This window comes from uncultured Friedmanniella sp. (assembly GCF_964244285.1).
GTDB lineage: Bacteria > Actinomycetota > Actinomycetes > Propionibacteriales > Propionibacteriaceae > Microlunatus.
Genome location: NZ_CAXTHT010000001.1, coordinates 266621 through 293069, shown reverse-complemented (window position 1 = coordinate 293069; position 26449 = coordinate 266621). Strand labels below are relative to the sequence as shown.

Below are 26449 nucleotides of genomic sequence, written 5' to 3'. Positions count from 1 at the left end.
GAACCTAGCGCCGGATCGCGCCCGCGCACCCGACGATCAGGTCACAGTTCTCGGATCGTCCAACCGTCGAAGATCGAGTAGTGATCTGCCGCGTACTCGCGGCAGATCACTACTCGCTCTCTCGTTGTCCACAGGCGGACCAGATTTTTCGAGGGTGTCGACCCGTCCGGCTCCAGAATCGTCAGATGCAGGAACGTGTCGACCCGAGTCCGGAGCTCCTCCAGCTCGCGCGGGCGCAGGGCGGGGTCATCCCTGTGGCGCAGGCGGAGCTTCTCGGGTTCGGCCGGCATCCCCGTCAACGGCTTCTCGGCACCGGGCAGTGGCATCGGGTCGAGTGCTCGGTGCTGGCCGTCCAGTCCTTCCCCGTGCTCTGGGACGGCCGAGCCTGGGCCGGTGTGCTGCTCGGCGGCCGGGACGCCCGGCTCGCCGGCCCTGCGGCAGCTCACCTGCACGGACGGCGCCACCGGCGCGACGTGCGCTACTCGGCGTACGGGGTCGTGGTCGAGCTCGACGGCCGGCTCGGCCACGAAGGACTGGGGCGGTTCCGCGACATGGCCCGCGACAACGGGGCCGTGCTGGACGGTGAGGTCACGCTCCGCTACGGCTCGGCCGAGGTCTTCGGCGAAGCGTGCCTGGTGGCTCGGCAGGTGGGCGCCGTCCTCGGCGGCCCCGGCTGGCGAGGATAGCTGCACCGGTGCTCCCACTGCTTCGCGGTTCCCGAGCAGGACGTCTGGATCGCGTAGCGATCTGCCGCGTACTCGCGGCAGATCACGACGCGATCGTGGCGCGAGCGGTCGACCGAACCGACAAGAACAGGTTGGTGCTGGCTGCGGTGGCCAGGGAAGCGCCCAGCAGGTGCAGCATCACCAGTCCGACGGGCAGTCCGAGCTCGTACTGGGTGATCCCGATCGCCCCCTGGACCACGACCACCGCGAGCACCAGCACGGCCGCCCGCGTACGCAGCAGCCAGAGCGCGACCAGCGTGGTCGCGACCACGACGTAGACGACCGAGGCGTGCAGATGGGTGACCAGGGCCCCGTCGAAGCCGGTCCGGGCGGCGTTCTCGTCCCCGGCGTGTGGTCCGGTACCGGTTACGATCGTGCCCAGCCAGACCGCGACCCACATGGCGACGAACGTCGCCCGGACGGCCAGGGACGCCGGCCGCCCGACCGGCTGCGGGCCCAGTCCGCGCGTCCGCCGGACCAGCCAGACGCTGAGCGCGATCAGCACCATGGAGACCAGAAGGTGCAGCCCGACCACGAACGGGTTGAGCTGGGTGAGGACGGAGATGCCGCCGATGACGGCCTGGGCCGGGATGCCGAGAGCCAGCCCGGCGGCGATCCAGCGCAGGTCGCGTCGATTCCGGCCGCCGTCGCGGTACAGCAGGGCCGCCACCCAGGTGCTCACGGCGACGACGACCAGGACGAAGGTGAGCAGCCGGTTGCCGAACTCGATCGCGCCGTGGATACCGAGGGCCGGGTGGGTGGTGTAGGAGTCGACGGTGCAGCGCGGCCACGTGGGGCAGCCCAGCCCCGACGACGTGAGCCGGACCAGCGCGCCGGTCACCACGATGACGATGTTGACCACCAGCGACGCCACGGCCCAGCGCGCCAGGGCCCGCGGGCCGCCGACGACCCGCAGCACCCCGCGGAACCTCGGCAGGGTGGCCAGGGTCGCCTCGGCCCGGGCCAGGTCGGCCGCGGCCCGCTCGGTCACGCTGTCCATCGAAAACCCTTCCACGCGGCCAGACCGGCGACGAGCAGCCAGGTCGAGGTGGTGATCAGCGGCCAGCCCAGCAGCTGGCCCGCGGTGGCGGCCCGAAGCCCCTCGCCGAGCGCGGCGGTGGGCAGCACCTCCAGCACCGGGCGGACGGCGGCCGGGTAGCGGCTCAGCGGCAGCACCAGCCCGCCGCCCACCAGCAACACGACGTAGACCAGGTTCGCCAGGGCGAGGGTGACCTCGGCCCGTAGCCGACCGGCGATCAGTAGCGCCAGGCAGACGAAGCCGGCGGTGCTGAGCAGGACCAGCAGCACGGCCAGGCCCAGCGACCCGGCCGTGAAGTGCGGCCGCCACCCGAGCAGCAGCGCGGCGACCGTCAGCAGCAGCAGCTGCCCGAGCAGGACGAGGAAGACGGCGAGCGCCTTGCCGGCCAGCAGTCCGGAGCGACCCAGCGGGGTCGCGGCCAGCCGTTCCAGCACGCCGTAGCGGCGCTCGAAGCCGGTCGCGATAGCCACCGAGGTGAACGCCGAGGACCACACCGCCAGGCCCAGGACCGAGGGAGCGAGGGTGTCCAGCGACCCGAAGCGACCGCCCAACACCCGTCCCGCGACCAGGATGGCCAGCGGGATGACCAGGGCCAGCAGCAGCTGCTCACCGTTGCGGAGCAGCAGCCTGGACTCGACCAGCGCGTGCCGGACCACCCGCCGCGAGGCCGGAGCCGCTCCGGGAGCGGGCGCGAAGCTGAGGGTGGTCATCAGGCGGCCGGCATCGAGGTGTGGGAGAGGAAGACGTCCTCGAGGCTGGAGCCGCCGCGGGTCAGCTCGGCGACCGTGCCCGCGATCGCGACGCGGCCCCGGTCGAGGATGAAGACCTGGTCGGCCAGCGCCTCGGCCTCCTCCATCGAGTGCGTGGTCAACACAATGCTGACGCCCTCGGCGCGCAGCTCGCGCAGCAGCTGCCAGGTGGCGCGGCGGGCGTGCGGGTCCATCCCGGCCGTCGGCTCGTCCAGGAAGACCAGCTCGGGTCGGCCCACCAGCGCCGCGGCCAGGTTGACCGCCTGCTGCTGGCCCCCCGAGAGCCGCCGGTACGGCGTCCGCCAGAAGCCGCGCAGAGTGAGCCGGGCGGCCAGGGCGTCGACGTCCTGCGGGTGCGCGTACAGGCCGGCGAGGTAGCGCAGCAGCTCGCCCGCGCGGATGCCCGACCAGGCGCCGGTGCTCTGCGGCATCAGCCCGACCCGGGACGCTGCGTCGGGTCCGCCGGCCCGCCCGCCGAGCACGGTGACCGTGCCCGCATCCGGAGCGACCAGACCGGTGCAGCAGCGGATAAGGGTGGTCTTTCCGGCCCCGTTGGGACCGAGCACCGCGGTCAGCCGACCGGCCTCGGCGGCGAGCGAGAGCCCGTCCAGGACGGCCCGGCCCATGAACGCCACCCGGAGGTCGGTGACCACCAGGGCGGCAGGGCGGACGGTCACAGCTGTGAGTCTAGGTCGGAGTGCAGGAGCCGCTCAGGTCGAGTCTCGGAGCACCCGATCCGAGACGTCGGAGCGCCCCCCGAAGGCGACGGGCCAGCACGTCGTCGGAGGCGCAGGCGCGTCCACCGGCACGTCCTCGCCCGGAACGGCTTCGCTCAGCAGCCAGCTAGCGGCGTCCGCCATGACGACGTGCCCGGTCCGGTCAACCGGATCGGGCACTGGCGCGTGGAGGATGCGTGCAGACACCCATCCGCGGAGGAGGTCCAGCAGTGCAGCTGGGACCGGCCGACGCGCCTGCCGCCCGTTCAGGCGACGGGGCGGACGAGGCCCTGGTCGAGCTGTTCGGTGAGCACTACCGGACCCTGGTCCGGGTCGCGTTTCTGCTGGTCCGTGACGCCGGCCGGGCCGAGGAGCTGGTCCAGGACGCCTTCGTGGACCTGCACGGGCGTTGGTCGCGGCTCGAAGATCCCGCCGCGGCCGCCGGCTACCTGCGGCGGTCGGTGGTGAACCGCTCCCGGTCGGCCCTGCGGCACCTGTCGGTGGTCCGCGCCCAGGACGCCCGCACCGTCCTGCGCGACGTGGTCAGTGCCGAGAGCAGTGCCCTCGAGCAGATCCAGAGCGAGGAGATCCTCGCCTGCCTCGGGCGGCTGCCGCAGCGGCAGCGCGAGGTGCTGGTGCTGCGCTACTACGGCCAGCTGCGCGAGGCCGAGATCGCGTCCGCGCTCGGCATCAGCGCCGGCTCGGTCAAGACCCACAGCTCGCGCGGGCTCAAAGCCCTACGACCCCTCCTGGGAGAGCAGTCATGAGCAGCCCGACCACCGACCAGACGCCGACCACGCCGGAGGAGCGGCTCGAGGCGGTGCTGCGGACGGACTCGGAGCGGGTCGCCCTTACCGCGGACGCCCTCACGGTGGTCCAGCGGCGGATCGCCGGCGGCCCCGCCGCACCCCGAGCGGTCGCCGGGCGGCCGCGCAGGGTCGTCGCGCTCGCCGGGGTCCTGGCGCTGGCTGCGGCCGTGACGGTCGTCGTGGGTCTCGGTCTGCGTCCCACGTCGGACCCCCGCCCGGTCGAGCACCCGACCGTGGCTCCGACCTACGGGGGCCAGGGGCCGCGCTCGCAGGTCGACATCTTCCGGGTCCGGCTGCGGAGCGGCTCGCCGGTGCTGTCGGTGGAGGCCGTCTCGACCAGCACGCCGTTCCAGCCCCGGGCGGCCTTGGACGCCCTGTTCGGGCTGGCTCCGCTGTCCCCAGCGGACAACTCGCCGCTCAACAACGGGCGCAACGTCGTCGACTCGACCAGCGAGACGATGGACGCGCTGGTGGTGGACCTGAGCGCGGCCGACCAGACCTCCCGCCCGGCCACCCCTGCCCTCGGGCGGGCCTGGCTGCAGGCCTGGGTGCAGACCACCCAGTCCGCCTACAACAGCGGGCTGCCGGTGCTGATCCGGCTGCAGGGGCGGCCAATCACCCTCTACGGGTTCGACACCACCAAGGCCATCGCCGCCACGCACCTGCCCGAGGTGCACGACATCGGGATCGAGATGCCGCGGCCGGGGCAGTCGCTGACCTCGCCGGTGCTGCTGGCCGCGAACCTGCCGGACGGGCAGTACCAGTGGAAGGTGGTCGACAGCCGGGGCAAGACGGTGTTCAGCGACGGCCTCAGCGGCTCCGCCGGCCTCGGGACCTTCACCGCCACGCTCGTGCCCGGCGCGTACCGGGCCGTGGTCGCCTCCGGCCCGGACTCCGGCACGCCGCGGTTCCGACGCGAGGTCGCCTTCACGGTGGCCGGCACCGCCGGCGCGACCGTGGTCGTCCCCGTGAGCGACCCGCCGACCACGCCGCTGACGGCTGTCGCCGTCTACTGGGCGACGACCGGTTCCCGACCGCTGGTCCGCGAGCTTCGGACCTCCCGGGACCCCGCCGAGATGCTCAACGACTACTTCCGCCTGCCGTCGACCGCCGACGGGATCAAGCCCACCGACGCCGGCAACCGGGTCCGCTCCGTGACCGCCGCCAACGACGGCATCGTGGTGGACTTCAGCCGGCTGCAGCCCGACCCGGCCGACTGGACCGTCGACCTGCCCTACCGCCAGGCCCAGGCCTTCGCGGCCACGGTGCGCAGCGTGGTCGGTCGCGACCTGCCGGTCCGGGTGACGCGCGACGGGAGGCCGACCAGCTTCCTGACCCAGCGGACGCTGCCCGGACCGTCAGCGGAGAAGCAGGTCGACGCCGAGACCGACGCCTACCCGCAGCCGGTGCATGAGCCCGGGCGCGCCGAGATCGTCGGCGTCACCCGGAACCCGGCCGCTCCCACGACCTACGTCCTCTACGACGCCGTGACCCAGGAGCCCCGCTACCAGGGCACCATCGCGGACCCCGACCCCCACACCGGGGCCTACGCGTTCGCCGTCGCGGTACCGGCGGGCCGCTACCTGCTGGAGATCAACAGCAGCGACGTCCACGACGAGCACTACAGCACCTTGTCCGACCTGACTGTCGGGTGAGGGCAGCCGGTGAGGTATCCTTTGACGAAGTGCCTCGCTGAGTCTCGCCGCGAAGCACCGGTGAAGTTGAGCATTCTGCTCCTCCCTCGCTGCTGTGCACTGCCGCACCGTGCCCCGGACCAGCCGTCCCGGGTATGACCCTGAACTGGTGAGACGCCGAAGAAAAGTGATCCCTCTCTTGTCTGTCGACACGACGACCGTGCCTGCCTCCACTACCTTCTCCGCGCTCGGCGTCCCCGCCGACCTGGTCAAGGTCCTCTCCGGTCTCGGTATCGAGACCCCGACTCCCATCCAGGCCGCCACCCTGGCCGACTCCCTCGCCGGGCGCGACGTGCTCGGCCGGGGCCGGACGGGCTCCGGCAAGACGTACGCGTTCCTGCTGCCCCTCGTGGCCCGGCTGACCGCCTCGCGCAACCGCCGGACCTCGAAGGCTCCCCGGGCGCTGATCCTGGCCCCGACCCGTGAGCTGGTCGGTCAGATCGAGGCGGCGCTCAAGCCGCTCGCCGCCAGCGCCGGGCTCACCACGATGACCGTCTTCGGCGGCGTCAGCCAGGGTCCGCAGGTGACCGGGCTTCGGAACGGTGTGGACATCGTCCTCGCCTGCCCCGGACGCCTCGAGGACCTGATCAAGCAGCGGGCCTGCACCCTGGCGTCGGTCGAGGTCACCGTCCTCGACGAGGCCGACCACATGGCTGACCTGGGCTTCCTGCCCGCCGTCACCCGGCTCCTGGCGGCGACGCCGGCCAACGGTCAGCGGATGCTCTTCTCCGCCACCCTCGACGGCGCGATCAACGGCCTGGTGCGCAAGTTCCTGCACCACCCGGCGACTCACGAGGCCGACTCGGCCCAGTCGCCGGTCTCGACGATGGAGCACCACGTGCTGCACGTCGCCCGCGACCAGCGGATCCCCGTGCTCGCCGACCTGACCAGCGCTCCCGGCCGCACGATGGTGTTCACCCGCACCAAGCACGGGGCCAAGGCCCTGGCCAAGCAGCTGAACGCCCGCGGCATCCCCGCGGTCGAGCTGCACGGCAACCTGAGCCAGAACGCCCGGACCCGGAACATGGACGCCTTCCACTCAGGCGCGGCCAGCACCATGGTGGCCACCGACATCGCGGCCCGCGGCATCCACGTCGACGACGTGGCCCTGGTCGTGCACGCCGACCCGCCCGTCGAGCACAAGGCGTACCTGCACCGTTCCGGTCGCACCGCCCGTGCCGGCAACGACGGCACGGTCATCACCTTGATGACCGACGACCAGGTCTCCGACGTCCGCGCGCTGACTCGCGCCGCCGGCATCAAGCCGACGACCACCCGGGTCTCCGGGATCGACCACCCCGTGCTGCAGTCCCTCGCGCCCGGCGAGCGGGTGCTGGTGCCCGGCGGGCTCGTCCCGGCGCACACCCCGGAGCCGCAGGGCCCGGGGCGTCGCAGCTCCGGCTCGGCCCCTCGCAGCTCCGGCTCCGCCCCGCGATCCGGCGGTGGCGGCTCGCCCGGCGGCAGCGGTGGCGGCCGCGGTCGTCGCGGTCCGGGTCAGCCCCGGCGTACCGAGGGCCAGACCGGCGGGCGGGGCACCGCCCCGGCCAAGGGTCGCGGCGGTCGCGGCGGTTCCGGCGGCGCGCCGTCGGTCTACACCACCTCCAGCCCGGGGCTGAGCTCGTCTGGCTCCTCCCGTCCGCACAGCGCCGCCGGCTTCAGCGGGCGCTCGCGTCGCGGCTGACCTCCCGTCATCGTCCTCACTTTCGCGGCGACTACGCCGCGAAAGTGAGAACACTGTCCGGGTCGAGGCCACAATGAGGCCATGCAGCTGCCTGTGATGCCGCCGGTGAAGCCGATGCTGGCCAAGTCCGTGCCCACGATCCCCACCGGCGAGCTGTCGTATGAGCCGAAGTGGGACGGGTTCCGCTCGATTGTCTTCCGCGACGGGGACGAGGTCGAGATCGGCTCCCGCAACGAGAAGCCGATGACCCGTTACTTCCCCGAGGTCGTCGAGGCCGTGCTGGCCAACACGCCCGAGCGCTGCGTGCTCGACGGCGAGATCGTGGTGGCGGCCAACGGTCGGTTGGAGTTCGAGGTGCTGCAGCAGCGGATCCACCCCGCCGTCAGCCGGATCACCCGGCTGTCCCAGGAGACGCCGGCCCGCTTCGTGGCCTTCGACCTGCTGGCGCTGGGTGAGGACGACCTGACCGGCCAGCCGTTCGCCGCCAGGCGGGCCGCGCTGGAGAAGGCCCTCGCCGGGGCGCAGGCGCCCGTGCACCTCACCCCGGCCACCCGGGACGCCGCTCTGGCCCAGGACTGGTTCTCCCAGTTCGAAGGCGCCGGCCTCGACGGCGTGGTGGCCAAGCCGCTCGCCGGTACCTACACCCCGGACAAGCGGACGATGTTCAAGATCAAGCACCAGCGCACTGCGGACTGCGTCGTTGCCGGCTACCGGGTGCACAAGAGCGGCCCGGACAGCATCGGCTCGCTGCTGCTCGGGCTCTACAACGACGACGGCCGGCTGGCCAGCGTCGGCGTGATCGGGGCCTTTCCCGCGGCTCGACGCAAGGAGCTGTTCAGCGAGCTCCAGCCGCTGGTCACCACCTTCGAGGGCCATCCCTGGGCCTGGGGCGGCCAGGACCAACCCAGCCAGGAGGAAACCAGCCGGACGCCGCGGAGCTCGGAGTACAGCCGCTGGAACGTCGGCAAGGACCTGTCCTTCGTCCCGCTCGAGCCCGACCTGGTCGTCGAGGTCCGCTACGAGCACATGGAGGGCGACCGGTTCCGCCACACCGCGCAGTTCAACCGCTGGCGCCCCGACCGAGACCCTCGCTCCTGCACCTACGAGCAGCTGGAGGAGCCCGTCTCGTTCGACCTCGCCGACATCCTGGGCCAGGGGACGCCCTGAGCGCTCAGCCCCGCCGAGGGTGGCCGGCGAAGAAGTCCCAGGCCAGGTCGGTGGCCCTGATCTCCTGGGTGGTCACCCCCAGCGGGCTGAGGTCGACCTTGGTCCCCGGCCAGGTGTGGCCGCCTCCGTCCACCTGGTAGAGCACGACCTCGGCGTCGCCCCGGCACGCGCGGTAGCTGAAGCGCGTGACGTGCTCGCTGACCCGGGTGAGCGCCGGGCCCACCTGGCAGCCGTCCAGTCGTGCCCAGGTCTGCAGGGCGACCGACACCGCGTAGCCCCAGCGAAGGTCCGTGCTGCCGGGGTACGGGTTCACCAGGTCGGCCGTGCCGTGGAAGGTGATCACCGGCACCGGACGATCCGGGGAGCAGCTCTGCACCTCCGGGACGCTGGTGTCGACCGGCGACGGACGTCCGGCTCGCAGCCCCGAGATCGGCGCGATGGCCGCCACCAGGTCAGGTCGCGCGCACGCCGGGGCCGAGGCCATCCGGCCGCCGCCGGAGTAGCCGGCGGCGTAGACCCGACGGTCGTCGACACAGCCGGCCCGGTCCACCGCCTTGACCACGGCAGCCAGGTAGGCGACGTCGTTGCGGGCGTCGGCCGGCGGGAACTGGCCCGCAGTGGTGGGGACATCGGGCACGTTCCAGGCGAACGAGCCATCCGGCAGGGCCGGTGTGGGCTGGGGCAACGCGATGGCCCCAGACGGGTTGGCCACGAGGAAGCCCTCGCGGTCGGCCAGTGCCGAGAAGTCGCTGATGCCCGCCTGCACCACCCCGTTGGAGCTGCTGCCATGCAGGTCGAGGACCAGCGGCAGTGCGCGCCGGGCGGGGACCCCGGCAGGCACATGCACCCGGACGGGATAGCTCTGGCCCCCGAAACGGACCTGCAGCGTCGAGGTTCCGGTCGGCAGAGTCCGGGCGCACCGAGCCTGGTGGTCGCGGCGGGTCGCCGCGCCGGGCTCGGCCGGCGCGAGCTGCGGGGTCAGCGTGAGCGCCAGGCCGGCGGCAGCCAGGGTGGCCAGCCCCCGTCGTAGGGACCGGGACATCAGGGTGGAGGGTCGGGCGGGCACAGGGACTCCTTCGTCTCCTCGGCCGCGGCGAGGCGAGGGGCGCCACCCGTCGACCCGGTGCCAGGATCGTCCCCAGCGCGGTCATACCTGTCAACCAGGGCCGGACCGTGGTCCCGGCCGTGGGTAAGGCCCGCCTTGCTTGAACGGGCTATGCGAATAAGCGCACACTTGCGTAGTGAAAACCGCTCAGGACGTCGCCGTGCGCGCGCCTGGCGCCCCCGACCCGGACGCCTCGACGCGACACCGTGTCACCCAGTCCATCCTGGAGCACGGCCCTTCGACCGCAGCGGCTCTGGGCGAACGGCTCGGGCTGACCGCCGCCGCCGTCCGGCGCCACCTCGACGTCCTGCTCGAGCGCGGTCTGGTCGTGGCCCGTGAACAGCGGGTCTACGGCTCCCGGGGCCGGGGCCGGCCCGCCAAGGTCTTCGCCCTCACCGACGCCGGTCGCGCCGACTTCTACTCCGCCTACGACGAGGTGGCCATCGCCGCCCTGGAATTCCTGGCTGAGGAGGCTGGTTCTGACTCCGTGCGCAAGTTCGCCGTCAGCCGGGCCACCCCGACCGAGGCGCGCTACGCCGACCTGATGGCGACCGGTGCTTCGGGAACTCCGGCCCAGGCCCTCGCGGGTGCGCTGACCCGCGATGGGTACGTAGCCTCCGTCCGCCCCTCCGCACTGGGGGAGCAGCTCTGCCAGCACCACTGCCCGGTCGCCCACGTCGCGGAGCGCTTCCCCCAGCTCTGCGAGGTGGAGACCGAGATGTTCTCCCGACTGCTGGGCGTCCACGTCCAGCGGCTCGCCACCATCGCCCACGGCGACGGTGTCTGCACGACTCACGTACCGCGTACCACCCCTCAGGAGAGGCCAGTCCTATGACCCAGACCACCGACCCCACCGTCAGCCAGCCCGCCGTCGCCGGTCCGCAGGACAACGCGAAGGCCGGCTTCGTCGGCACCGGTGAGAGCCAGGACCAGCACCTCGAGGCTCTTGGCCGGTACCGCTTCGGCTGGTCGGACTCCGACGTGGCCGGGTCGACGGCCAAGCGGGGCCTGACCCCGGAGGTCGTCGCCAACATCTCCGCGCTGAAGAGCGAGCCGCAGTGGATGCTCGACCTGCGGATGAAGGGTCTTCGCCTGTTCGGCCGCAAGCCGATGCCCACCTGGGGCGCCGAGCTCGACGGCATCGACTTCGACAACATCAAGTACTTCGTGCGCTCGACCGAGAAGCAGGCCCAGACCTGGGAGGACCTGCCCGCCGACATCAAGGCCACCTACGACAAGCTCGGCATCCCCGAGGCCGAGAAGGCCCGGCTGGTCTCCGGTGTCGCGGCCCAGTACGAGTCCGAGGTCGTCTACCACAAGATCAACTCCGAGCTCGAGCGCCAGGGCGTGATCTTCCTCGACACCGACACCGCGCTGAAGGAGTACCCGGACCTGTTCCGCGAGTACTTCGCCACGGTGATCCCGGTGGGGGACAACAAGTTCTCCGCGCTCAACTCCGCCGTCTGGTCGGGCGGCTCGTTCATCTACGTCCCCAAGGGCGTGCACGTCGAGATCCCGCTGCAGGCCTACTTCCGGATCAACACCGAGAACATGGGCCAGTTCGAGCGGACCCTGATCATCGTCGACGAGGACGCCTACGTGCACTACGTCGAGGGCTGCACCGCGCCGATCTACTCCTCCGACTCGCTGCACTCCGCGGTCGTCGAGATCGTGGTCAAGAAGGGCGGCCGCTGCCGCTACACGACCATCCAGAACTGGTCGAACAACGTCTACAACCTGGTGACCAAGCGCGCGACCTGCGAGGCCGGCGCCACCATGGAGTGGATCGACGGCAACATCGGCTCCAAGGTGACCATGAAGTACCCGGCCGTCTACCTGATGGGCGAGCACGCCAAGGGCGAGACGCTCTCCATCGCCTTCGCCGGCGAGGGCCAGCACCAGGACGCGGGCTCGAAGATGGTGCACTGCGCCCCGCACACCTCGAGCTCGATCATCTCCAAGTCCGTCGCCCGCGGCGGTGGCCGTACGTCCTACCGCGGCCTGGTCGAGGTGCAGGAGGGTGCGTCGCACTCCAAGTCCGTGGTCAAGTGCGACGCGCTGCTGGTCGACCAGGTCAGCCGCTCGGACACCTACCCCTACGTGGACGTGCGCGAGGACGACGTGTCGATGGCCCACGAGGCCACCGTCTCGAAGGTCTCCGACGACCAGCTCTTCTACCTGATGAGCCGGGGGATGGGCGAGGACGAGGCGATGGCCATGATCGTCCGCGGCTTCGTGGAGCCCATCGCCCGCGAGCTGCCGATGGAGTACGCCCTCGAGCTCAACCGCCTGATCGAGCTGCAGATGGAGGGCGCGGTCGGCTGAGGCCTCCGCTCCCTGAGCCCGTCGAAGGGCTGCAACCCGCACCACCTCAGGAAGAGAACAGAACATCGTGACGATCGTTGACCAGACCGCCGAGGAGGCGCGCTCCGCCGTGGCCGCGGCGGTGGAGAGCCCAGACCCGGCGGCCTCGACCGACCGGGTGGCCAGCCATCTGCACCCGCGGCCCTCGTTCGCCGTCGAGGACCACCCGCTGCCCACCGGCCGTGAGGAGATCTGGCGGTTCACGCCGCTGAAGCGCCTCCGGGGCGTCCTGGAGCCGGCCGCCTCCGACCCGGACGCCGTGTCCGTCGAGGTCTCGGCCCCGGCCGGCGTGCAGGTCGGCCGACTGGCGCAGGATCAGGCTCCTCGGGGCGCGGCTCTGGTCCCGGGTGACCGGGCCGCCGCCGTGGCCAGCGCGGGGACCGAGCAGGCGCTGCACCTGCGGGTGCCGGCCGAGCTGCTCCTCGACGAGCCCGTCCGGGTGTCGGTGACGGGCACCGGCGGGCGCAGCAACGCGCACACCGTGCTCGAGGCCGGCGCCTTCTCCCGGGTCACCTTCGTGCTGGAGCACCACGGCTCCGGGGTGCACGCCGGCAACCTCGAGGTCATCGTCGGTGAGGGCGCGACCGTCAAGGTCGTCTCGATCCAGGACTGGGCCGACGACGCCGTGCACGTCGGCCAGCACGAGGCCGCGGTCGGGCGTGACGCCCACTACTCCCACACCGCCGTCAGCTTCGGCGGCAACGTCGTCCGGCTGAACGCCAACGCGCACTACGACGGCCCGGGCGGTGAGGCCGTGCTACTCGGCCTCTACTTCGCCGACGCCGGCCAGCACCTCGAGCACCGGCTCTTCGTCGACCACAACGCGCCGCGAACGGTCAGCAACGTGGACTACAAGGGTGCGTTGCAGGGCGTCGACGCGCACACCGTCTGGATCGGCGACGTGTTGATCCGCAAGGTCGCCGAGGGCATCGAGACGTATGAGTCCAACCGCAACCTGGTGCTGACCGACGGCTGCCGGGCGTGGTCGGTGCCCAACCTGGAGATCGAGACCGGCGAGATCGCCGGTGCCGGGCACGCCTCGACCACCGGTCGCTTCGACGACGAGCAGCTGTTCTACCTGCGCAGCCGGGGCATCGACGAGGGCGAGGCCCGCCGCCTGGTGGTGCACGGCTTCTTCGCCGACATCATCCGCAAGATCGGCATCCCTTCGGTCGAAGGGCAGCTGCTGGAGGCCGTCGAGGCCGAGCTCGCCGTCAACGTCGGCATCCCGCTCGGGACGGGCAGCACGCGGACCGGCAGCTCGGACCGGTCCTCGTGAGCAGCTGGGTACGCGCCTGCGCGCTCGCCGAGCTGGCCGATGAGTCCGCGCTGGCCATCGACATCGACGGCACCGAGGTCGCCGTCGTGCGCAGCGGCGACGACTACTACGCCATCGCCGACCAGTGCTCGCACGCCGCGATCCCGCTCTCGGAGGGGGACGTGCTCGACGGCACGATCGAGTGCTACCTGCACAGCTCGCTCTTCGACCTGCGGACCGGCAAGCCGCTGGGCCTGCCGGCCACGCAGCCGGTGCCGGTCTACCGCACCCGGGTGGACGGGGACGACCTGCTGGTCGACCTGACCGCCGCCCCTGAACTTGTCTCTACCCCGAATGCACAGGAGTCCTGAAACCATGTCCTCACTCGTCATCCGCGACCTGCACGTCTCCGTCGACACCGAGTCCGGGCCCAAGGAGATCCTCCGCGGCGTCGACCTCACCATCAACAGCGGCGAGGTGCACGCGATCATGGGGCCGAACGGCTCCGGCAAGTCGACGCTGGCCTACTCCATCGCCGGCCACCCGAAGTACAAGGTCACCTCGGGCAGCGTGACCCTGGACGGCGAGGACATCCTCTCCCTGTCGGTCGACGAGCGGGCGCGGGCCGGGCTGTTCCTGGCCATGCAGTATCCGGTCGAGGTCCCCGGCGTCTCGGTGTCGAACTTCCTGCGGACCGCGAAGACCGCCGTCGACGGTCAGCCCCCGAAGCTGCGGACGTGGGTGAAGGACGTCAACGCCGCCATGTCCAAGGTCCAGATGGACCCGGAGTTCGCCAACCGCAGCGTCAACGAGGGCTTCTCCGGTGGGGAGAAGAAGCGGCACGAGATCGTCCAGCTCGAACTGCTCAACCCGCGCTTCGCCGTCCTCGACGAGACCGACTCCGGCCTCGACATCGACGCCCTGCGGATCGTCTCCGAGGGCGTCAACCGCTTCTCCGCCCAGGGGGATCCTTCGACCGGAGGGAGCGGCCGCTCCAAGGGTGTGCTGCTGATCACGCACTACACGCGGATCCTGCGTTACATCAAGCCCGACTTCGTGCACGTCTTCGTCGCCGGCCGGGTGGCCGAGCAGGGCGGCCAGGAGCTGGCCGAGCAGCTCGAGGCCGAGGGCTACGACCGTTACGTCAAGGCTGCCGCCGCGGCGACCGCCGGAGCGGAGTGAGGTAGATGTCCACCGATCTCGGGGCGGCCCGCAAGCTGCCCGAGTACCCGTTGACCGTCCCGGTCGAGGACGTGAGCCCGACCGATCCGGTCGCCGACGAGGCCATCCCGTTCGACGTCGAGGCGATCCGGGCGGACTTCCCGATCCTCGAGCGCACCACGCCTGACGGACTGCCGCTGGTCTACCTCGACAGCGCCAACAGCTCGCAGAAGCCGCGGGTGGTGGTTGAGGCGATGGAGGACCACTACCTCAACCACAACGCCAACGTGGCCCGGGCCATGCACCTGCTGGGCGCCGAGGCGACGGAGGCCTTCGAGGGTGCGCGCGCGACCCTGGCCGCCTTCCTCGGAGCAGCCCGCTCCGAGGAGATCGTCTTCACCAAGAACGCGTCGGAGGCGTTGAACCTCTGTGCTCACACGCTCGGGGCCGCGTTGCAGCCGGGCGACGAGATCGTCATCTCGGTGATGGAGCACCACTCCAACATCGTCCCGTGGCAGCTGCTGGCGGCCCGGACCGGCGCCGTGCTGCGCTGGTACGACGTCACCGCCGACGGTCGGCTCGACCTCGAGGCCGCGGTCCACGACGGGCTGCTCAACGAGCGGACCAAGATCGTCTCGGTCGCCTACGTCTCCAACGTGCTGGGCACGGTCAACCCGGTCCGCGAGGTCGCGGCCGCGGCCCACGCCGTCGGTGCGGTCGTGGTGGTGGACGCGTCCCAGGCCGTGCCGCAGCTACCCGTGGACGTGTCCACCCTCGGGGCGGACCTGCTGGTCTTCACCGGTCACAAGATGGTCGGCCCGACGGGCATCGGCGTCCTCTGGGGCCGCTACGACCTGCTGGCTGAGCTGCCGCCGTTCCTCGGTGGGGGCGAGATGATCGAGGTGGTCACGATGACCGGCTCGACGTACGCAGCCCCGCCGCACCGCTTCGAGGCAGGGACGCCCCCGATCGCCCAGGCCGTCGGCCTGGCCACCGCGGCCAGCTACCTGACCGACCTCGGGATGGCCCAGATCGCTGCGCACGAGCAGGAGATCACCGCGTACGCGCTGCAGGGCCTGGCCACGATTCCCGGCCTGCGGGTCCTCGGACCGGACACCATGCAGGACCGCGGCGGGGCGGTCTCCTTCACGCTGACCGACGCCGGTGGTGACCAGGTGCACCCCCATGACGTCAGCCAGCTGCTCGACTCCCGCGGGATCGCCGTCCGCGGCGGCCACCACTGCGCGCGGCCGCTGCACGAACGGTTCGGGGTGCAGTCCTCGACCCGGGCCTCCTTCTACCTCTACACGACCCGGGGCGAAATAGACGCGCTCGTGGACGGGTTGGGCTACACGATGAGATTCTTCGGAGCGCGATCGTGAGGGCGGCAGCATGAAGGTCGAGGACCTGTACCAGGAGATCATCCTGGATCACTACCGCGCCAAGCACCACAGCGGTCTGCGCGACCCGTACGAGGTCGAGGTGCACCACGTCAACCCCAGCTGCGGCGACGAGGTGACCCTGCGCGTCCACGTCGACGGCGGCACGGTCACCGACGTGTCGTACGAGGGCCAGGGCTGCTCCATCTCCCAGGCCTCGACCTCGGTGATGACCGACCTGGTCATCGGCCGGCCCGTCGCCGACGGGCTCGAGCTGCACCAGGAGTTCCTCACCCTGATGCAGAGCAAGGGTGCCCTGGAGCCAGACGAAGAGCGGTTGGAGGACGCCATCGCCTTCGCCGGCGTCTCCAAGTTCCCGGCTCGCGTCAAGTGCGCGCTCCTCGGCTGGTCCGCCTTCAAGGACGCCGCCCTGCAGGCCTCCGCCTCTCCCGCCGACAACCAACAAGGAGTCAGCCGATGACCGACATCCGGCCGTCCGACCTCGTCACCGACGAGCTGCCCACTGCCGACGCCTGGAGCTCACGGGCCAGCGTCGAGGACCTCACCGAGGCCCTCAAGGACGTCGTCGACCCCGAGCTGGGCATCAACGTCGTCGATCTCGGCCTGATCTACGGCCTGACCCTCGAGGACGACCACAGCCTGACCATCGACATGACGCTGACCTCGGCCGCCTGCCCGTTGACCGACGTGATCGAGGACCAGACGGCGACCGCGCTGGAGGGCCTGGTCGAGAACCACGTCATCAACTGGGTGTGGATGCCCCCGTGGGGCATGGAGAAGATCACCGAGGACGGTCGCGACCAGCTGCGCGCGCTTGGTTTCAACGTCTGAGGTCTCCTGCTGTGGTTGCGCCGGGGGTGGTGGGGACGAAGGGGCCGGCCGTGAAAACCTGCCCCTCGTGATGCCGCCTGTCTTCGACCCAGCCGCTCGATACTCAGGCATCTCAGGTTTTACCGGACGGCCCCTTCGTCCCCACCACCCCCGGCTCCGTTGGGGGTGCTCGCGTTGGGCGGCCAGCGCAGCTGGTGGCGACCGTCCTCGGCGATCTCTCCTCAGGTGTGGTCGCGGCCGAGCGCTGGGGCGCGCTGAGCTTGTCGAAGGCCTCGACGAGGTTGCGCCGGGTCGGTGACGTGTACGGTCGGCCGGGTCGGGATGGGGAGGGTCGTGGGGGCTGACACCGTGGGTCTGGTCGGGGCCGGTGGGATCGCCGGCGTCCATCTTGCTGCGTGGTTGCGGCTCGGCGTCGATGTCGCCGTCTTCTCACTCGGTGGGGCGCCTGAGCTCGTTGCGGGGCACGGCGGGCGGGTGGTGAGCTCGGTCGAGGAGCTGTGGGCCGTGAGCGATGCCGTGGACGTCTGCACGCCGACGCCCAGCCACCGCGAGCTGGTGCTGGCGGCCGCGGCGCACGGCAAGTATGTGGTCTGCGAGAAGCCGCTCGCGCTCACCGTCGACGACGTCACGGCCATGATCGACGGGTGCGCGGCGGCCGGGGTGGCCCTGTATCCCGGCCACGTGGTGCGCTACTTCCCGGCCTACGCGGCGATGCACGAGGCGGTGGCCGCCGGGACGCTCGGGGCGCTGGCGGTGCAGCGCTTCCAGCGGGTCGGGACGGCCCCGGCGATGCCGTGGTTCCACGACGACCGGCTCTCCGGTGGGATCGCGATGGACCAGATGATCCACGACCTCGATTTCGCGCGCTGGAACGCGGGCGAGGTGGTGAAGGTCTACGCCACCCGGGCGGTCGGCGACGCCAGCGGCCCGGGGCCCGCGCTGCCGGTGACGGCGCAGGCCGTCCTGACCCACGCCTCGGGGGCGATCAGCTACGTGAACGGGGTCTGGGGCCGCGTCGGCGTCAGCTTCCAGACCCGCTTCGAGGTCGTCGGTGACCAGGGGCTGCTGCAGCACGACTCGGACGACCACCAGCCACTTCTCGTTCACGGGCCGTCGCCGGTGGCCGGGTCCGGCTACCGGCCGACGGTGCCGTACGGGGAGGACCCGTACCTCAGCGAGCTCCGCGACTTCTACCGCGCGTTCCGCGAGGGCGTGCGGCCGCGAGTGTCGGCCCACGACGGTCGGGCGGCCGTGGCCATCGCGGTCGCGGCGAACGAGTCCATCCGCTCGGGTAGGGCCGTCGAGCCGGAGGTCTGGCCGTGAGGGTCGGTCTGGTCTCGTTCGCGCACGTCCACGCGGCGAGCTACGCCACCCTGCTGTCGCGAACCCCGGACGTCGAGCTGCTGGCCGCCGACCCCGGCCACACAACCCGCCCGCCGAGTGAGAGCGGTGGCCGGCCGCTGGCCGCCGAGCTGGGCGTGGCGTACGTCGACAGCTACGACGACCTCTACGCCTGGCGCCCGGACGCCGTCGTGATCTGTTCTGAGAACGTCGACCACCGCAACGACGTCGTCCGGGCCGCTGCGGCCCGGGTGCATGTCCTGTGCGAGAAGCCCCTGGCCACGACGTCGGTCGACGCCGCGGCCATGACGGCGGCGTGTGAGCAGGCCGGCGTCTTCCTGATGGTCGCCCACCCCGTCCGGTTCGCCCCGGCCTTCGCCGCCCTGAGGGCCGGCGTCGCCGCCGGGGACCTGGGAGCGGTGCGGGCCGTCAGCGGCACGAACAACGGGCAGGTTCCCACCGCTCGTGCCTGGTTCACCGACCCGGCCCGCTCCGGCGGCGGGGCCGTGACCGACCACGTGGTCCACCTCGCCGACCTGCTCGACGCACTCCTCGACGGCCAGCGGGTGACCTCGGTCTACGCCGTCGCCAACCGGGTCCTGCAACCCGACCGCGACCTCGAGACCGCCGCCCTGGTGTCGCTCACCTACGCCAACGGGGTGACGGCGGTGATCGACTGCAGCTGGTCCAGGCCCGCCCATTACCCGACCTGGGGCGGCCTCACCCTGAACCTCGTCACGGACGCGGGCCTGGTCGACCTCGACCCCTTCGGCCAGCGCGTCGACGGGTACTCCGAGTCCACCCGTGGCCCCCTCTGGCTCGGGTACGGCACCGACCTCGACCAGCTCCTGCTGACCGCGTTCCTCGACTCCGTCCGGACCGGCGTCCCACCCCAGCCCGACGGTCACGTCGGCTACCGCACCGTGAGAACCGTCGAAGCCGCCTACGAGTCCCTCCGCCTCGGCCAACCCGTCGACCTCACCTGGGACTGACGCCACCGGCACCACCCCGGCGGGAAGGGGGGCGTTCCGTGGTAGCCGGCAGCAAGACGACGCCGCGACCACCAACTGGAGCCGGCGGACTTTCTCGTGGCCGACGCGCGTTAGGGCACGAGGCGGGCCGAAAGGTTCGAGGGGCCGGCGTAGAGAACTTAAGATGGGTGTATCCCGAGCATCGGCATCGCGGCCGTGGGCACCGAGGTGAGGCAGGTTCTCCTAGCCGGCTCTTCGAAGCTTTCGGCCCGCCGGACCCAGCCATGACGAGCAAACCGAGCACGAAGAAAGTCAGACAGAACCATGTTGGTCGCGAAGGATGTCGAGGTGCGCGCGGGTGCGCGGTTGCTGCTCGAGGGGGTGTCGTTCCAGGTCGCGGCGGGCGACAAGATCGGTCTCGTCGGACGCAACGGGGCCGGCAAGACGACGCTGACCAAGATCCTGTCGGGCGAGGCGGCTCCGGCGGCGGGGACGATCACCCGCGGCGGCGAGGTGGGCTACCTGCCGCAGGACCCGCGGACGGGGGACCTGGACACCCTGGCCAAGGACCGCATCCTCTCCGCGCGCGGCCTGGACACGGTCATCGAGCGGCTGAACCGGGCCGGGCTGGCGATGGGGGACGACTCCGACGAGGTCCGGGACAAGGCGATGGCCGCGTACGCGCGGGCCGAGGCCGAGCTGGCGGCGGCGGGCGGCTACGCGGCCGAGGCGGAGGCGGCGCGGATCGCCAGCAACCTGGGCCTGCCGGACCGAGTCCTGCACCAGCCGCTGCACACCCTCTCCGGCGGCCAGCGCCGCCGGGTCGAGCTGGCCCGGATCCTGTTCTCCGGGGCGCAGACGATGCTGCTGGACGAGCCGACCAACCACCTGGACGCCGACTCGATCCTGTGGCTGCGCAGCTTTCTGCAGGGCCACTCCGGTGGTCTGCTGATCATCAGCCACGACGTCGGCCTGCTCGAGCAGACGGTCAACAAGGTCTTCCACCTGGACGCGAACCGCTCCGAGCTCGACGTGTACGCGATGAACTGGAAGCGCTACCTGCAGCAGCGCGAGACCGACGAGAAGCGTCGTCGCCGCGAGCGGCAGAACGCCGAGAAGCAGGCCGGGCACCTGATGGCGCAGGCCGACAAGATGCGGGCGAAGGCCACGAAGGCCGTCGCGGCGCAGAACATGGCCAAGCGGGCCGAGAAGCTGATCTCCGGCCTGGACGCCGTCCGGGCGCAGGACAAGGTCGCCAAGATCAGGTTCCCCGAGCCCGCGCCGTGCGGCAAGACGCCCTTGATGGCGGAGGACCTGAGCAAGAGCTACGGCTCGCTGGAGATCTTCACCGGAGTTGATCTTGCCATCGACAAGGGCAGCCAGGTGGTGATCCTCGGGCTGAACGGGGCCGGGAAGACCACGCTGCTGCGGATCCTGGCCGGCGTCGAGGCCTCCGACACCGGCGGTGTCGTGCCCGGCCACGGGCTGCGGCTGGGCTACTACGCCCAGGAGCACGAGACGCTGGACACGTCCCGTTCGGTGCTGGAGAACATGAGGTCGGCGGCCCCGAACCTCAACGACACCGACGTGCGCAAGGTGCTCGGCTCGTTCTTGTTCTCCGGTGATGACGTCGAGAAGCCGGCCGCCGTGCTGTCCGGCGGGGAGAAGACGCGACTGGCCTTGGCGGCGCTGGTGGTCTCCAGCGCCAACGTGCTGCTGCTCGACGAGCCGACGAACAACCTCGACCCTGCCTCGCGCGCCGAGGTGCTCGCCGCGATCAAGACCTACGCAGGAGCGGTCGTCCTGGTCACCCACGACGAGGGCGCGGTGGACGCGCTCGACCCCGACCGGGTGCTGCTGCTGCCCGACGGCGTCGAGGACCTGTGGAACCCGCAGTACGCGGAGCTGGTCTCGCTCGCCTGAGATCGGCTCCGGGCTTGCCGTACCAGGGCCTTGCCTGTTGATCATGAAAAGTTGATCATGGAGTCGGACGTCGCCGCGCCAGGCGACCGCACTCCAGGAGGCAACGTGGCCAGGACATCCAGCGGAGCAGGGCTGGTGAAGGGTGCACGGATCACCGGCCCGGACCGGCAGGCGCTCGGCGCCCAGCTGGCCGAGCGCTACCGGGCGGGGGAGAGCATCCGCAGCCTCGCGCAGGACACCGGGCGCTCGTTCGGCTTTGTGCACGGGGTGATCAAGGAGTCGGGCGTCCCGCTCCGCGGCCGCGGCGGGGCGACCCGACGGGGTACGCCGGCAGCCGCGGCTGCGCCAGGGACGTCGGAGGCCGCCGCGGTCACCGCTGAGGACGCCGGCGCGGCTCCCAAGGCGGGCAAGGCGAAGAAGGCGGTCGCCAAGAAGGGCGAGGGGAAGAAGGGGGCCCCCGAGAAGGAGAAGGCCGAGGGCAAGAAGAGCGCCCCGAAGAGAGAGAAGGGCGCGGGCAAGAAGAAGGGCCGGAGCTGACCGAGCCGGCGGCTCTCGGGGTCGACGCGGCGACCGCCCGGCGACTGCCCGGGGGCGTCACGGTGGTCGCCGGCGACCACGTCACCGCCGTCTGGCTGGACCGTCCCGAGGTGCGCAACGCGCAGACCTTCCGGACCTGGGCCTCCTTGGCCGAGGTCAGCCGGACACTGCCCGACTCGTGCCGGCTGGTGCTGCTACGCGCGACCGGACCCGACTTCAGTGCCGGTCTCGACCTGCGTCAGCTGCGTCCGGACGGGACGGACGAGGGCTCGGTCGACACCCTGCTCGGAGCCGACGATGCCGGGGTCGAGGCGGCGATCGAGGGCTTCCAGGCCGGTTTCGCGGCCTGGCGCGAGCTACCCGTGGTCGTGGTCGCCGTGGTCCAGGGGCGGGCCATCGGTGCCGGCTTCCAGCTCGCGCTGGCCGCCGACCTGCGGCTGCTCGCGGCCGACGCCGAGCTGATGATGGCCGAGTCCCGGCTGGGGCTGGTCCCTGACCTGGGCGGGACGGCGCGGCTGGTCGAGCTGGTGGGCTACGCCGCCGCACTGGAGCTGTGCCTGACCGCGCGCAGCGTCGGGGCCGACGAGGCGCTACGGCTGGGCCTGGCCAACCGGACGGCCGCCCCCGGACAGCTGGAGGCCGAGCTCCAGAGGCTGGTGACCGAGCTGCTGACCGTGCCGCCCTCGGTCAGCCGAGCCACCAAGCAGCTGCTCGCCTCAGCGACGGACCGCGACGACGACGACCAACGCGCCGCCGAACGCCGGACGCAGGTGAGCCTGCTGCGGGCCGCGGTAGGGCTCAGCCGGACGCGAGGTGCCACGTCCGGACCGTGACGGCCACCTCGACCGGCACCGGGTCCGGCAGGGCCGCGATCCGCGCGGTGAGTGCCGCGGCGTCGGTGTGGAAGGCGTTCGGACCCATCGTGACCAGGTCGCGGACCGCGTCCGGCGAGCAGGGCACCTGCGCGCGGACGGGCTCCTCGCCGAGCGGGGTGAACCAGGGCTCCAGGGCCGCCGAGAGCCGTTCCTGCTTGTCCTCCTGCACCGCGAGCAGGCCGAGCGGCCGCCGCAGGGCGGCCAGGTGCTCTGGCAGCGGCGCGACCACCGCCAGGATGCCGTCCGGTCGGAGCACCCGCGCGAACTCGGCCGCGTTCCGGGGCGCGAAGACGCAGGTCACCGCGTCCAGGCTCCCGTCGGGTACCGGCAGCGGCTGCCAGGTGTCGGCCACGACGGCGGCCACGTGGGGGTGCACCCGGGCCGCCCGGCGTGCCGCGGCCACCGAGATGTCCAGGGCCAGGCCCCGGCCGGGCAGCGCGTCCAGCAGCTGCCGCAGGTAGTAGCCGGTGCCGGCACCCACCTCCAGTACGTCCAGCCGGGGCAGTGGGGCGGTGCCGCGGACGGCGAGCAGCCCGTCCCGGACGGAGGCGGCGAGCCGGGCGGCGATCGGCGCGTAGTGCCCGGCGCCCAGGAAGCGCTCCCGGGCCGCGACCATGTCCGCGGTGTCGGCGTGCCGTGGCGGCCGGCCCTGCAGCAGGTTGAGGTAGCCCTGACGGGCCAGGTCGAAGGTGTGGCCGGCGGCGCAGCGGACGGCACCGGCGGCCGGGGTGAGGGGCAGCGTGCAGACCGGGCAGCGGAGCAGGTCGAGCAGCTCGAGGACGCTCACAACGTCCGCAGTGCGCCGCCCTCGACGGGCAGGACGCATCCGGTGAGGTACGACGCGGCCGGTGAGAGGGCGAAGGCGGCCACCCGGCCGAACTCCTCGGGCCGGCCGTAGCGACGCAGCGGGATCCCTGCCTCGGCGGCCGCCCGCGCGGCCGCCGGGTCACCACCGAGGGAGTCCAGGTGCTGCACCCGTTCGGTGTCGATCCGGCCCGGCATCAGCCCGAAGACACGGGTGCCCTCAGGCCCGAGCTCATCAGCCAGCTGCTTGACCAGCATCCCCAGACCGGGGCGGAGCCCGTTCGAGGCCGCGAGGCCGCCGACGGGCGACTTCACCGAGGTCGAGAGCACCCAGCCGATGGCCAGGTCCGCCGCGGTGCCGGCGTCGACCACCGCCCGCGTCAGCCGCAGCGCGGGCAGGAAGACCGACTCGAGAGCGCCCCGCCACTGCTCCTCCGTGGTGCCGAGGGCCGAGCCTGCCGGTGGTCCGCCGACGCTGACCAGGGCCCCGTCCAGCCGTCCGAACGCGTCCAGAGCGGTCTGGGCGGCGGTCGCTGCCGTGTCGGGCCCGGTGAGGTCGGCGGTCAGCGGCTGGACCCGGTCGTCACCGGGATCGAGCTCGGCCGCCACCTCGGCGAGGACGGCGGCCCGCCGGGCGACCACGACGACGCGGGCACCCTCGGCCACCAGGGCGGCCGCACTGGCCCGGCCGAGACCACCACTCGCGGCGGTGACCACGAAGACGCGGTCCCGCAGCCCCAGATCCATGACGTGATCCTGGCACATGCGCTCCCTCGGGCTGCCGGGCTGCCGGGCTCAGGGAGCGGCGGACACCGTGGGCTGCGGCACGACCGGCGCGGCGGCCGCCTCCTGCTCCGCACGCCGCGCGCGGATGTCGCCGCGGATGAACACCACGACGCCGGCCAAGCCGATGCCGGCGAACATGAACCACTGGACGGCGTACCAGAAGTGCGGGCCATCGGAGATCTCGGGCAGCACGATGGGGACGAAGCCGCCGGTCTGCGCCGGGTCGACGCTCAGCAGGCCCAGGTAGCCGTTGACCACCGGGTAGGGCAGCGTGGGGGCGATCGCGTCGGAGCTGATCAGCCGCATCTGGCCGTCGACCGGCCGGGTCGCGGAGCTCCGGCCCTTCTCGTTGCGGCGGACGTGACCGACCACGGTGACCTGGCCGGCGGGCGGCGCCGGAGCCGCGTCCGGGATCGCCTGACCCTGGTCGAGCTCCACGAAGCCGCGGTCGACGAGCACGTTGCCCGCCGGCGTCTGCAGCGGGGTCACCACCTCGTAGCCGTCGGCGCCGTCGTTGCTGCGGTAGCGCAGGACGAACTGGTGGGCGGCGTCGAAGGTGCCGGTGGCGCTGGCCCGCTGCCACTGGTCGGCGTCGACGATGGTGTGGGTGAAGACCCGGTCGAACGCCACCACCGGGTCCTGCTCGTTGGCGACGGTCGAGACGTTGCGCTGCTGCCGCTGGTGCAGTCGCCGCAGCTGCCAGTCGCCCAGGTTGACGAAGGCGGTGCCGAGGACGGCCACGAAGAGGATCAGACAGGTCCAGCGGACCCACAGGCGACGCACCAGGCCAGGCTAACCCTCGGCCCACCGAGCCGGTGGGCTCTCCAGCAGGGCGACGGTGGCGGCGGCGGTGGGGGCCAGCTCGGCCCCTCGGCCCACGGCGACGCCGGCCAGGAAGGTGGTCAGCGGGGCCGCGATCCGCTCCACCCCGTGGGCGGCGTCCCCGGCGAGCGCGAGCAGCGTCGCGACGGCCACGTCGTCGAGCGGGACGTCCTCGATCCCGAGCTCCTCCGCGACGGCGAGCAGCCAGCCCTGGAGGTCCATGCCAGGATGATGGCATGGGACGCGTCACCCGCCGGCACCCGGTCCTGCGGCTGGGGCCGGAGCTCGCCGTGCAGCGCAGCGACACCCTCGCCGTGGAGGAGCCGCTGGAGATCCGGCTCGACGGCGAGGCCTTCCTGGTGACCATGCGGACCCCGGGCGACGACGTCGACCTGGTGCACGGCCTGCTGCACAGCGAGGGGATCATCGCCACTGTCGAGGACGTCGTCGCGGCCCGGTACTGCGAGGGCGCGGGTCCGGACGGGCTGAACACCTACAACGTCCTCGACGTGGCGTTGGCCCCGAGCGCCACCCCTCCGTCGGTGGAGCAGCGCCGCCAGGTGGTCACCACGAGCGCCTGCGGGGTCTGCGGTACCACCAGCATCGACCAGGTCGTCCGCCAGTCCGGCCACCCCCTGGACGCCGGGTTACGGGTGTCGACCGACGTCATCTCCGCCGCCCCGGACCGGCTGCGCGAGCAGCAGAAGGCGTTCGCCAAGACCGGCGGCCTGCACGCCGCCGGGCTGATGACCGCCGACGGCGCCCTGCTAGCCGTCCGCGAGGACGTCGGCCGGCACAACGCCGTCGACAAGGTGGTGGGCTGGGCCCTCCGGCAGCGGATGCTGCCGCTCGGCCGGCTGGTGCTGGTCGTGTCCGGACGCGCCTCGTTCGAGCTCACCCAGAAGGCCGTGCTCGCCGGTCTGCCGATGATGGTCGCGGTGTCCGCCCCGAGCTCGCTGGCGGCCGAGCTGGCGACCGAGGCCGGGCTCACCCTGGTCGGCTTCGTCCGGGGCCAGACGATGAACGTCTACTCCCATCCCGGACGGGTGGCGACCCCGGTCGGCGTGGTGGCCGCGGCGCTCGGCTAGCCTCGGGACTCACGACGAGGAAGGGCGGCCCCACCATGGGCAAGGCGAGCGATTTCGGTCTGTTGGTCATCCGGCTTGGAGTGGGTGGCGCGTGCGTGGCCCACGGGGCGCAGAAGCTGTTCGGTGCGTTCGGCGGCGGGGGGATCAAGGGCACCGGAGCCTTCTTCGACTCCGCGGGCTTCGTCCCGGGCGAGCGCAACGCCCTGCTGGCCGGCCTCTGCGAGGCGGGCGGCGGCGCGCTGCTGGCGCTGGGACTGGCCGCCGGTCCGGCCGGGGCGGCGGTGGCCGGGAACATGATCGTGGCCAGCTCCACCCACGTCTCCAACGGCTTCTTCGCCATGGGCGGCGGCTACGAGCTACCCGCGACCTTCGGCCTGGTCGGAGCCGCGATCGCCGTCGGCGGGCCCGGTCGCTACTCCATCGACGCCCTCAGCGGGCACGCCCTGGACAAGCCGTGGATGCGCGGTGTGGCCCTCGCCTCCGCGGTGGCCGCCGCGTCCTACCTGATCGGCGAGCGCGCCAAGGTGCTGGCCGACCGGGCCGCGGCCGCGCCCCCCGAAGCCCCCGAGACGCCCGACGCGGCCTGAGCCCCCCGGCTCAGAC

At 72.1% G+C, this 26449-nt stretch carries 27 protein-coding genes and 1 pseudogene; 20 read left to right on the top strand and 8 right to left on the bottom strand.

Annotation, left to right across the window (positions count from 1 at the left end):
* Nucleotides 1-185: 185 nt before the first annotated feature.
* Nucleotides 186-686: a hypothetical protein gene (locus ACFE7W_RS01350; protein WP_375422971.1), complete on the top strand. Its 501-nt coding sequence runs from the start codon at nucleotides 186-188 to the stop codon at nucleotides 684-686.
* 82 nt (nucleotides 687-768) lie between these two features.
* On the opposite strand, the gene ACFE7W_RS01345 is transcribed toward ACFE7W_RS01350, so the two are convergent.
* Genes ACFE7W_RS01345 through ACFE7W_RS01335 form a run of 3 tightly spaced genes read right to left on the bottom strand, consistent with a single transcriptional unit; the run spans nucleotide 769 to nucleotide 3190 of the window.
* Nucleotides 769-1725, bottom strand: coding sequence for a heme A synthase (locus tag ACFE7W_RS01345; protein WP_375422970.1), 957 nt, complete (start codon nucleotides 1723-1725; stop codon nucleotides 769-771).
* Nucleotides 1713-2474 (bottom strand): ABC transporter permease, encoded by a 762-nt coding sequence (locus tag ACFE7W_RS01340; protein WP_375422969.1) that lies wholly within the window; start codon nucleotides 2472-2474, stop codon nucleotides 1713-1715. The genes ACFE7W_RS01345 and ACFE7W_RS01340 overlap by 13 nt, the downstream gene beginning before the upstream one ends.
* Nucleotides 2474-3190: an ABC transporter ATP-binding protein gene (locus ACFE7W_RS01335; protein ID WP_375422968.1), complete on the bottom strand. Its 717-nt coding sequence runs from the start codon at nucleotides 3188-3190 to the stop codon at nucleotides 2474-2476. The genes ACFE7W_RS01340 and ACFE7W_RS01335 overlap by 1 nt, the downstream gene beginning before the upstream one ends.
* Before the next feature lie 269 nt (nucleotides 3191-3459).
* Between ACFE7W_RS01335 and ACFE7W_RS01330 the strand changes: the two genes are divergently transcribed.
* The 4 genes from ACFE7W_RS01330 to ACFE7W_RS01315 all read left to right on the top strand — a co-directional run bounded on the left by ACFE7W_RS01330 (nucleotide 3460) and on the right by ACFE7W_RS01315 (nucleotide 8580).
* Entirely contained in the window at nucleotides 3460-3996 is a 537-nt protein-coding gene (locus ACFE7W_RS01330; RefSeq protein ID WP_375422967.1) for an RNA polymerase sigma factor, read from the top strand.
* Complete coding sequence (locus ACFE7W_RS01325; RefSeq protein WP_375422966.1) at nucleotides 3993-5693, top strand: hypothetical protein; 1701 nt, start codon at nucleotides 3993-3995, stop codon at nucleotides 5691-5693. The genes ACFE7W_RS01330 and ACFE7W_RS01325 overlap by 4 nt, the downstream gene beginning before the upstream one ends.
* Nucleotides 5694-5892: 199 nt before the next feature.
* Complete coding sequence (locus ACFE7W_RS01320) at nucleotides 5893-7413, top strand: DEAD/DEAH box helicase (protein ID WP_375422965.1); 1521 nt, start codon at nucleotides 5893-5895, stop codon at nucleotides 7411-7413.
* A gap of 81 nt (nucleotides 7414-7494) precedes the next feature.
* Nucleotides 7495-8580, top strand: coding sequence for an ATP-dependent DNA ligase (locus tag ACFE7W_RS01315; RefSeq protein ID WP_375422964.1), 1086 nt, complete (start codon nucleotides 7495-7497; stop codon nucleotides 8578-8580).
* Between the two features lie 4 nt (nucleotides 8581-8584).
* On the opposite strand, the gene ACFE7W_RS01310 is transcribed toward ACFE7W_RS01315, so the two are convergent.
* Entirely contained in the window at nucleotides 8585-9646 is a 1062-nt protein-coding gene (locus ACFE7W_RS01310) for an alpha/beta hydrolase family esterase (protein ID WP_375422963.1), read from the bottom strand.
* A 175-nt stretch (nucleotides 9647-9821) separates the two neighbouring features.
* Between ACFE7W_RS01310 and ACFE7W_RS01305 the strand changes: the two genes are divergently transcribed.
* From ACFE7W_RS01305 to ACFE7W_RS01245, 13 genes and pseudogenes are all read left to right on the top strand, one after another.
* A complete protein-coding gene (locus ACFE7W_RS01305; protein ID WP_375422962.1) occupies nucleotides 9822-10520 on the top strand; it encodes a helix-turn-helix transcriptional regulator in 699 nt (232 codons plus the stop codon).
* Nucleotides 10517-12010, top strand: a complete 1494-nt coding sequence (gene sufB / locus ACFE7W_RS01300) for a Fe-S cluster assembly protein SufB (RefSeq protein ID WP_375422961.1) — start codon at nucleotides 10517-10519, stop codon at nucleotides 12008-12010. The genes ACFE7W_RS01305 and sufB overlap by 4 nt, the downstream gene beginning before the upstream one ends.
* 67 nt (nucleotides 12011-12077) lie before the next feature.
* Complete coding sequence (sufD, locus tag ACFE7W_RS01295; RefSeq protein WP_375422960.1) at nucleotides 12078-13328, top strand: Fe-S cluster assembly protein SufD; 1251 nt, start codon at nucleotides 12078-12080, stop codon at nucleotides 13326-13328.
* On the top strand, nucleotides 13325-13678 hold the full coding sequence (locus ACFE7W_RS01290; RefSeq protein ID WP_375422959.1) for a non-heme iron oxygenase ferredoxin subunit: 354 nt from the start codon (nucleotides 13325-13327) through the stop codon (nucleotides 13676-13678). The genes sufD and ACFE7W_RS01290 overlap by 4 nt, the downstream gene beginning before the upstream one ends.
* A gap of 4 nt (nucleotides 13679-13682) precedes the next feature.
* Entirely contained in the window at nucleotides 13683-14489 is an 807-nt protein-coding gene (gene sufC / locus ACFE7W_RS01285) for a Fe-S cluster assembly ATPase SufC (RefSeq protein WP_375422958.1), read from the top strand.
* Nucleotides 14490-14593: 104 nt separating this feature from the next.
* Nucleotides 14594-15850 (top strand): SufS family cysteine desulfurase, encoded by a 1257-nt coding sequence (locus ACFE7W_RS01280; RefSeq protein ID WP_375423517.1) that lies wholly within the window; start codon nucleotides 14594-14596, stop codon nucleotides 15848-15850.
* Nucleotides 15851-15860: 10 nt separating this feature from the next.
* The gene (gene sufU / locus ACFE7W_RS01275; RefSeq protein ID WP_375422957.1) at nucleotides 15861-16328 is read left to right on the top strand and encodes a Fe-S cluster assembly sulfur transfer protein SufU; all 468 of its coding nucleotides are present in this window, start codon (nucleotides 15861-15863) and stop codon (nucleotides 16326-16328) included.
* Nucleotides 16325-16699 carry a metal-sulfur cluster assembly factor gene (locus ACFE7W_RS01270; protein ID WP_375422956.1) on the top strand — a complete coding sequence of 125 codons (375 nt, stop codon included), beginning with the start codon at nucleotides 16325-16327 and terminating at the stop codon, nucleotides 16697-16699. Before sufU ends, ACFE7W_RS01270 begins: the two co-directional genes overlap by 4 nt.
* 333 nt (nucleotides 16700-17032) lie before the next feature.
* On the top strand, nucleotides 17033-18022 hold the full coding sequence (locus tag ACFE7W_RS01265) for a Gfo/Idh/MocA family protein (protein WP_375422955.1): 990 nt from the start codon (nucleotides 17033-17035) through the stop codon (nucleotides 18020-18022).
* On the top strand, nucleotides 18019-19032 hold the full coding sequence (locus ACFE7W_RS01260) for a Gfo/Idh/MocA family protein (RefSeq protein WP_375422954.1): 1014 nt from the start codon (nucleotides 18019-18021) through the stop codon (nucleotides 19030-19032). Before ACFE7W_RS01265 ends, ACFE7W_RS01260 begins: the two co-directional genes overlap by 4 nt.
* Nucleotides 19033-19335: 303 nt before the next feature.
* Nucleotides 19336-20934, top strand: a complete 1599-nt coding sequence (gene abc-f / locus ACFE7W_RS01255) for a ribosomal protection-like ABC-F family protein (RefSeq protein ID WP_375422953.1) — start codon at nucleotides 19336-19338, stop codon at nucleotides 20932-20934.
* Between the two features lie 105 nt (nucleotides 20935-21039).
* A pseudogene (locus ACFE7W_RS01250) lies at nucleotides 21040-21252 on the top strand (helix-turn-helix domain-containing protein); the annotation flags it as partial.
* Nucleotides 21253-21533: 281 nt separating this feature from the next.
* Nucleotides 21534-22304: an enoyl-CoA hydratase/isomerase family protein gene (locus ACFE7W_RS01245; protein ID WP_375422952.1), complete on the top strand. Its 771-nt coding sequence runs from the start codon at nucleotides 21534-21536 to the stop codon at nucleotides 22302-22304.
* On the opposite strand, the gene ACFE7W_RS01240 is transcribed toward ACFE7W_RS01245, so the two are convergent.
* The 4 genes from ACFE7W_RS01240 to ACFE7W_RS01225 are packed head-to-tail and all read right to left on the bottom strand — an operon-like array spanning nucleotide 22270 to nucleotide 24980.
* Nucleotides 22270-23133, bottom strand: coding sequence for a putative RNA methyltransferase (locus ACFE7W_RS01240; protein WP_375422951.1), 864 nt, complete (start codon nucleotides 23131-23133; stop codon nucleotides 22270-22272). The genes ACFE7W_RS01245 and ACFE7W_RS01240 overlap by 35 nt on opposite strands.
* Nucleotides 23130-23897 carry an SDR family oxidoreductase gene (locus tag ACFE7W_RS01235; protein ID WP_375422950.1) on the bottom strand — a complete coding sequence of 256 codons (768 nt, stop codon included), beginning with the start codon at nucleotides 23895-23897 and terminating at the stop codon, nucleotides 23130-23132. The genes ACFE7W_RS01240 and ACFE7W_RS01235 overlap by 4 nt, the downstream gene beginning before the upstream one ends.
* A gap of 48 nt (nucleotides 23898-23945) precedes the next feature.
* Nucleotides 23946-24719 (bottom strand): SURF1 family protein, encoded by a 774-nt coding sequence (locus ACFE7W_RS01230; RefSeq protein ID WP_375422949.1) that lies wholly within the window; start codon nucleotides 24717-24719, stop codon nucleotides 23946-23948.
* A gap of 9 nt (nucleotides 24720-24728) precedes the next feature.
* Nucleotides 24729-24980, bottom strand: coding sequence for a DUF6457 domain-containing protein (locus ACFE7W_RS01225; protein ID WP_375422948.1), 252 nt, complete (start codon nucleotides 24978-24980; stop codon nucleotides 24729-24731).
* A 14-nt stretch (nucleotides 24981-24994) separates the two neighbouring features.
* Here ACFE7W_RS01225 and fdhD point away from each other — a divergent pair, with 14 nt between their 5' ends.
* Entirely contained in the window at nucleotides 24995-25846 is an 852-nt protein-coding gene (fdhD, locus tag ACFE7W_RS01220; RefSeq protein WP_375422947.1) for a formate dehydrogenase accessory sulfurtransferase FdhD, read from the top strand.
* A 35-nt stretch (nucleotides 25847-25881) separates the two neighbouring features.
* Nucleotides 25882-26433: a DoxX family protein gene (locus ACFE7W_RS01215; RefSeq protein WP_375422946.1), complete on the top strand. Its 552-nt coding sequence runs from the start codon at nucleotides 25882-25884 to the stop codon at nucleotides 26431-26433.
* The last annotated feature ends 16 nt before the right edge of the window (nucleotides 26434-26449 follow it).

What these genes read in the sequence shown, in the direction of transcription:
- ACFE7W_RS01350 (WP_375422971.1), top strand. Translation starts at nt 186, where the DNA reads ATGCAGGAACGTGTCGACCCGAGTCCGGAGCTCCTCCAGCTCGCGCGG.
- ACFE7W_RS01345 (WP_375422970.1), bottom strand. Translation starts at nt 1,725, where the DNA reads ATGGACAGCGTGACCGAGCGGGCCGCGGCCGACCTGGCCCGGGCCGAG.
- ACFE7W_RS01340 (WP_375422969.1), bottom strand. Translation starts at nt 2,474, where the DNA reads ATGACCACCCTCAGCTTCGCGCCCGCTCCCGGAGCGGCTCCGGCCTCG.
- ACFE7W_RS01325 (WP_375422966.1), top strand. Translation starts at nt 3,993, where the DNA reads ATGAGCAGCCCGACCACCGACCAGACGCCGACCACGCCGGAGGAGCGG.
- ACFE7W_RS01315 (WP_375422964.1), top strand. Translation starts at nt 7,495, where the DNA reads ATGCAGCTGCCTGTGATGCCGCCGGTGAAGCCGATGCTGGCCAAGTCC.
- sufB (WP_375422961.1), top strand. Translation starts at nt 10,517, where the DNA reads ATGACCCAGACCACCGACCCCACCGTCAGCCAGCCCGCCGTCGCCGGT.
- sufC (WP_375422958.1), top strand. Translation starts at nt 13,683, where the DNA reads ATGTCCTCACTCGTCATCCGCGACCTGCACGTCTCCGTCGACACCGAG.
- sufU (WP_375422957.1), top strand. Translation starts at nt 15,861, where the DNA reads ATGAAGGTCGAGGACCTGTACCAGGAGATCATCCTGGATCACTACCGC.
- ACFE7W_RS01270 (WP_375422956.1), top strand. Translation starts at nt 16,325, where the DNA reads ATGACCGACATCCGGCCGTCCGACCTCGTCACCGACGAGCTGCCCACT.
- abc-f (WP_375422953.1), top strand. Translation starts at nt 19,336, where the DNA reads ATGTTGGTCGCGAAGGATGTCGAGGTGCGCGCGGGTGCGCGGTTGCTG.
- ACFE7W_RS01235 (WP_375422950.1), bottom strand. Translation starts at nt 23,897, where the DNA reads ATGGATCTGGGGCTGCGGGACCGCGTCTTCGTGGTCACCGCCGCGAGT.
- ACFE7W_RS01225 (WP_375422948.1), bottom strand. Translation starts at nt 24,980, where the DNA reads ATGGACCTCCAGGGCTGGCTGCTCGCCGTCGCGGAGGAGCTCGGGATC.
- fdhD (WP_375422947.1), top strand. Translation starts at nt 24,995, where the DNA reads ATGGGACGCGTCACCCGCCGGCACCCGGTCCTGCGGCTGGGGCCGGAG.
- ACFE7W_RS01215 (WP_375422946.1), top strand. Translation starts at nt 25,882, where the DNA reads ATGGGCAAGGCGAGCGATTTCGGTCTGTTGGTCATCCGGCTTGGAGTG.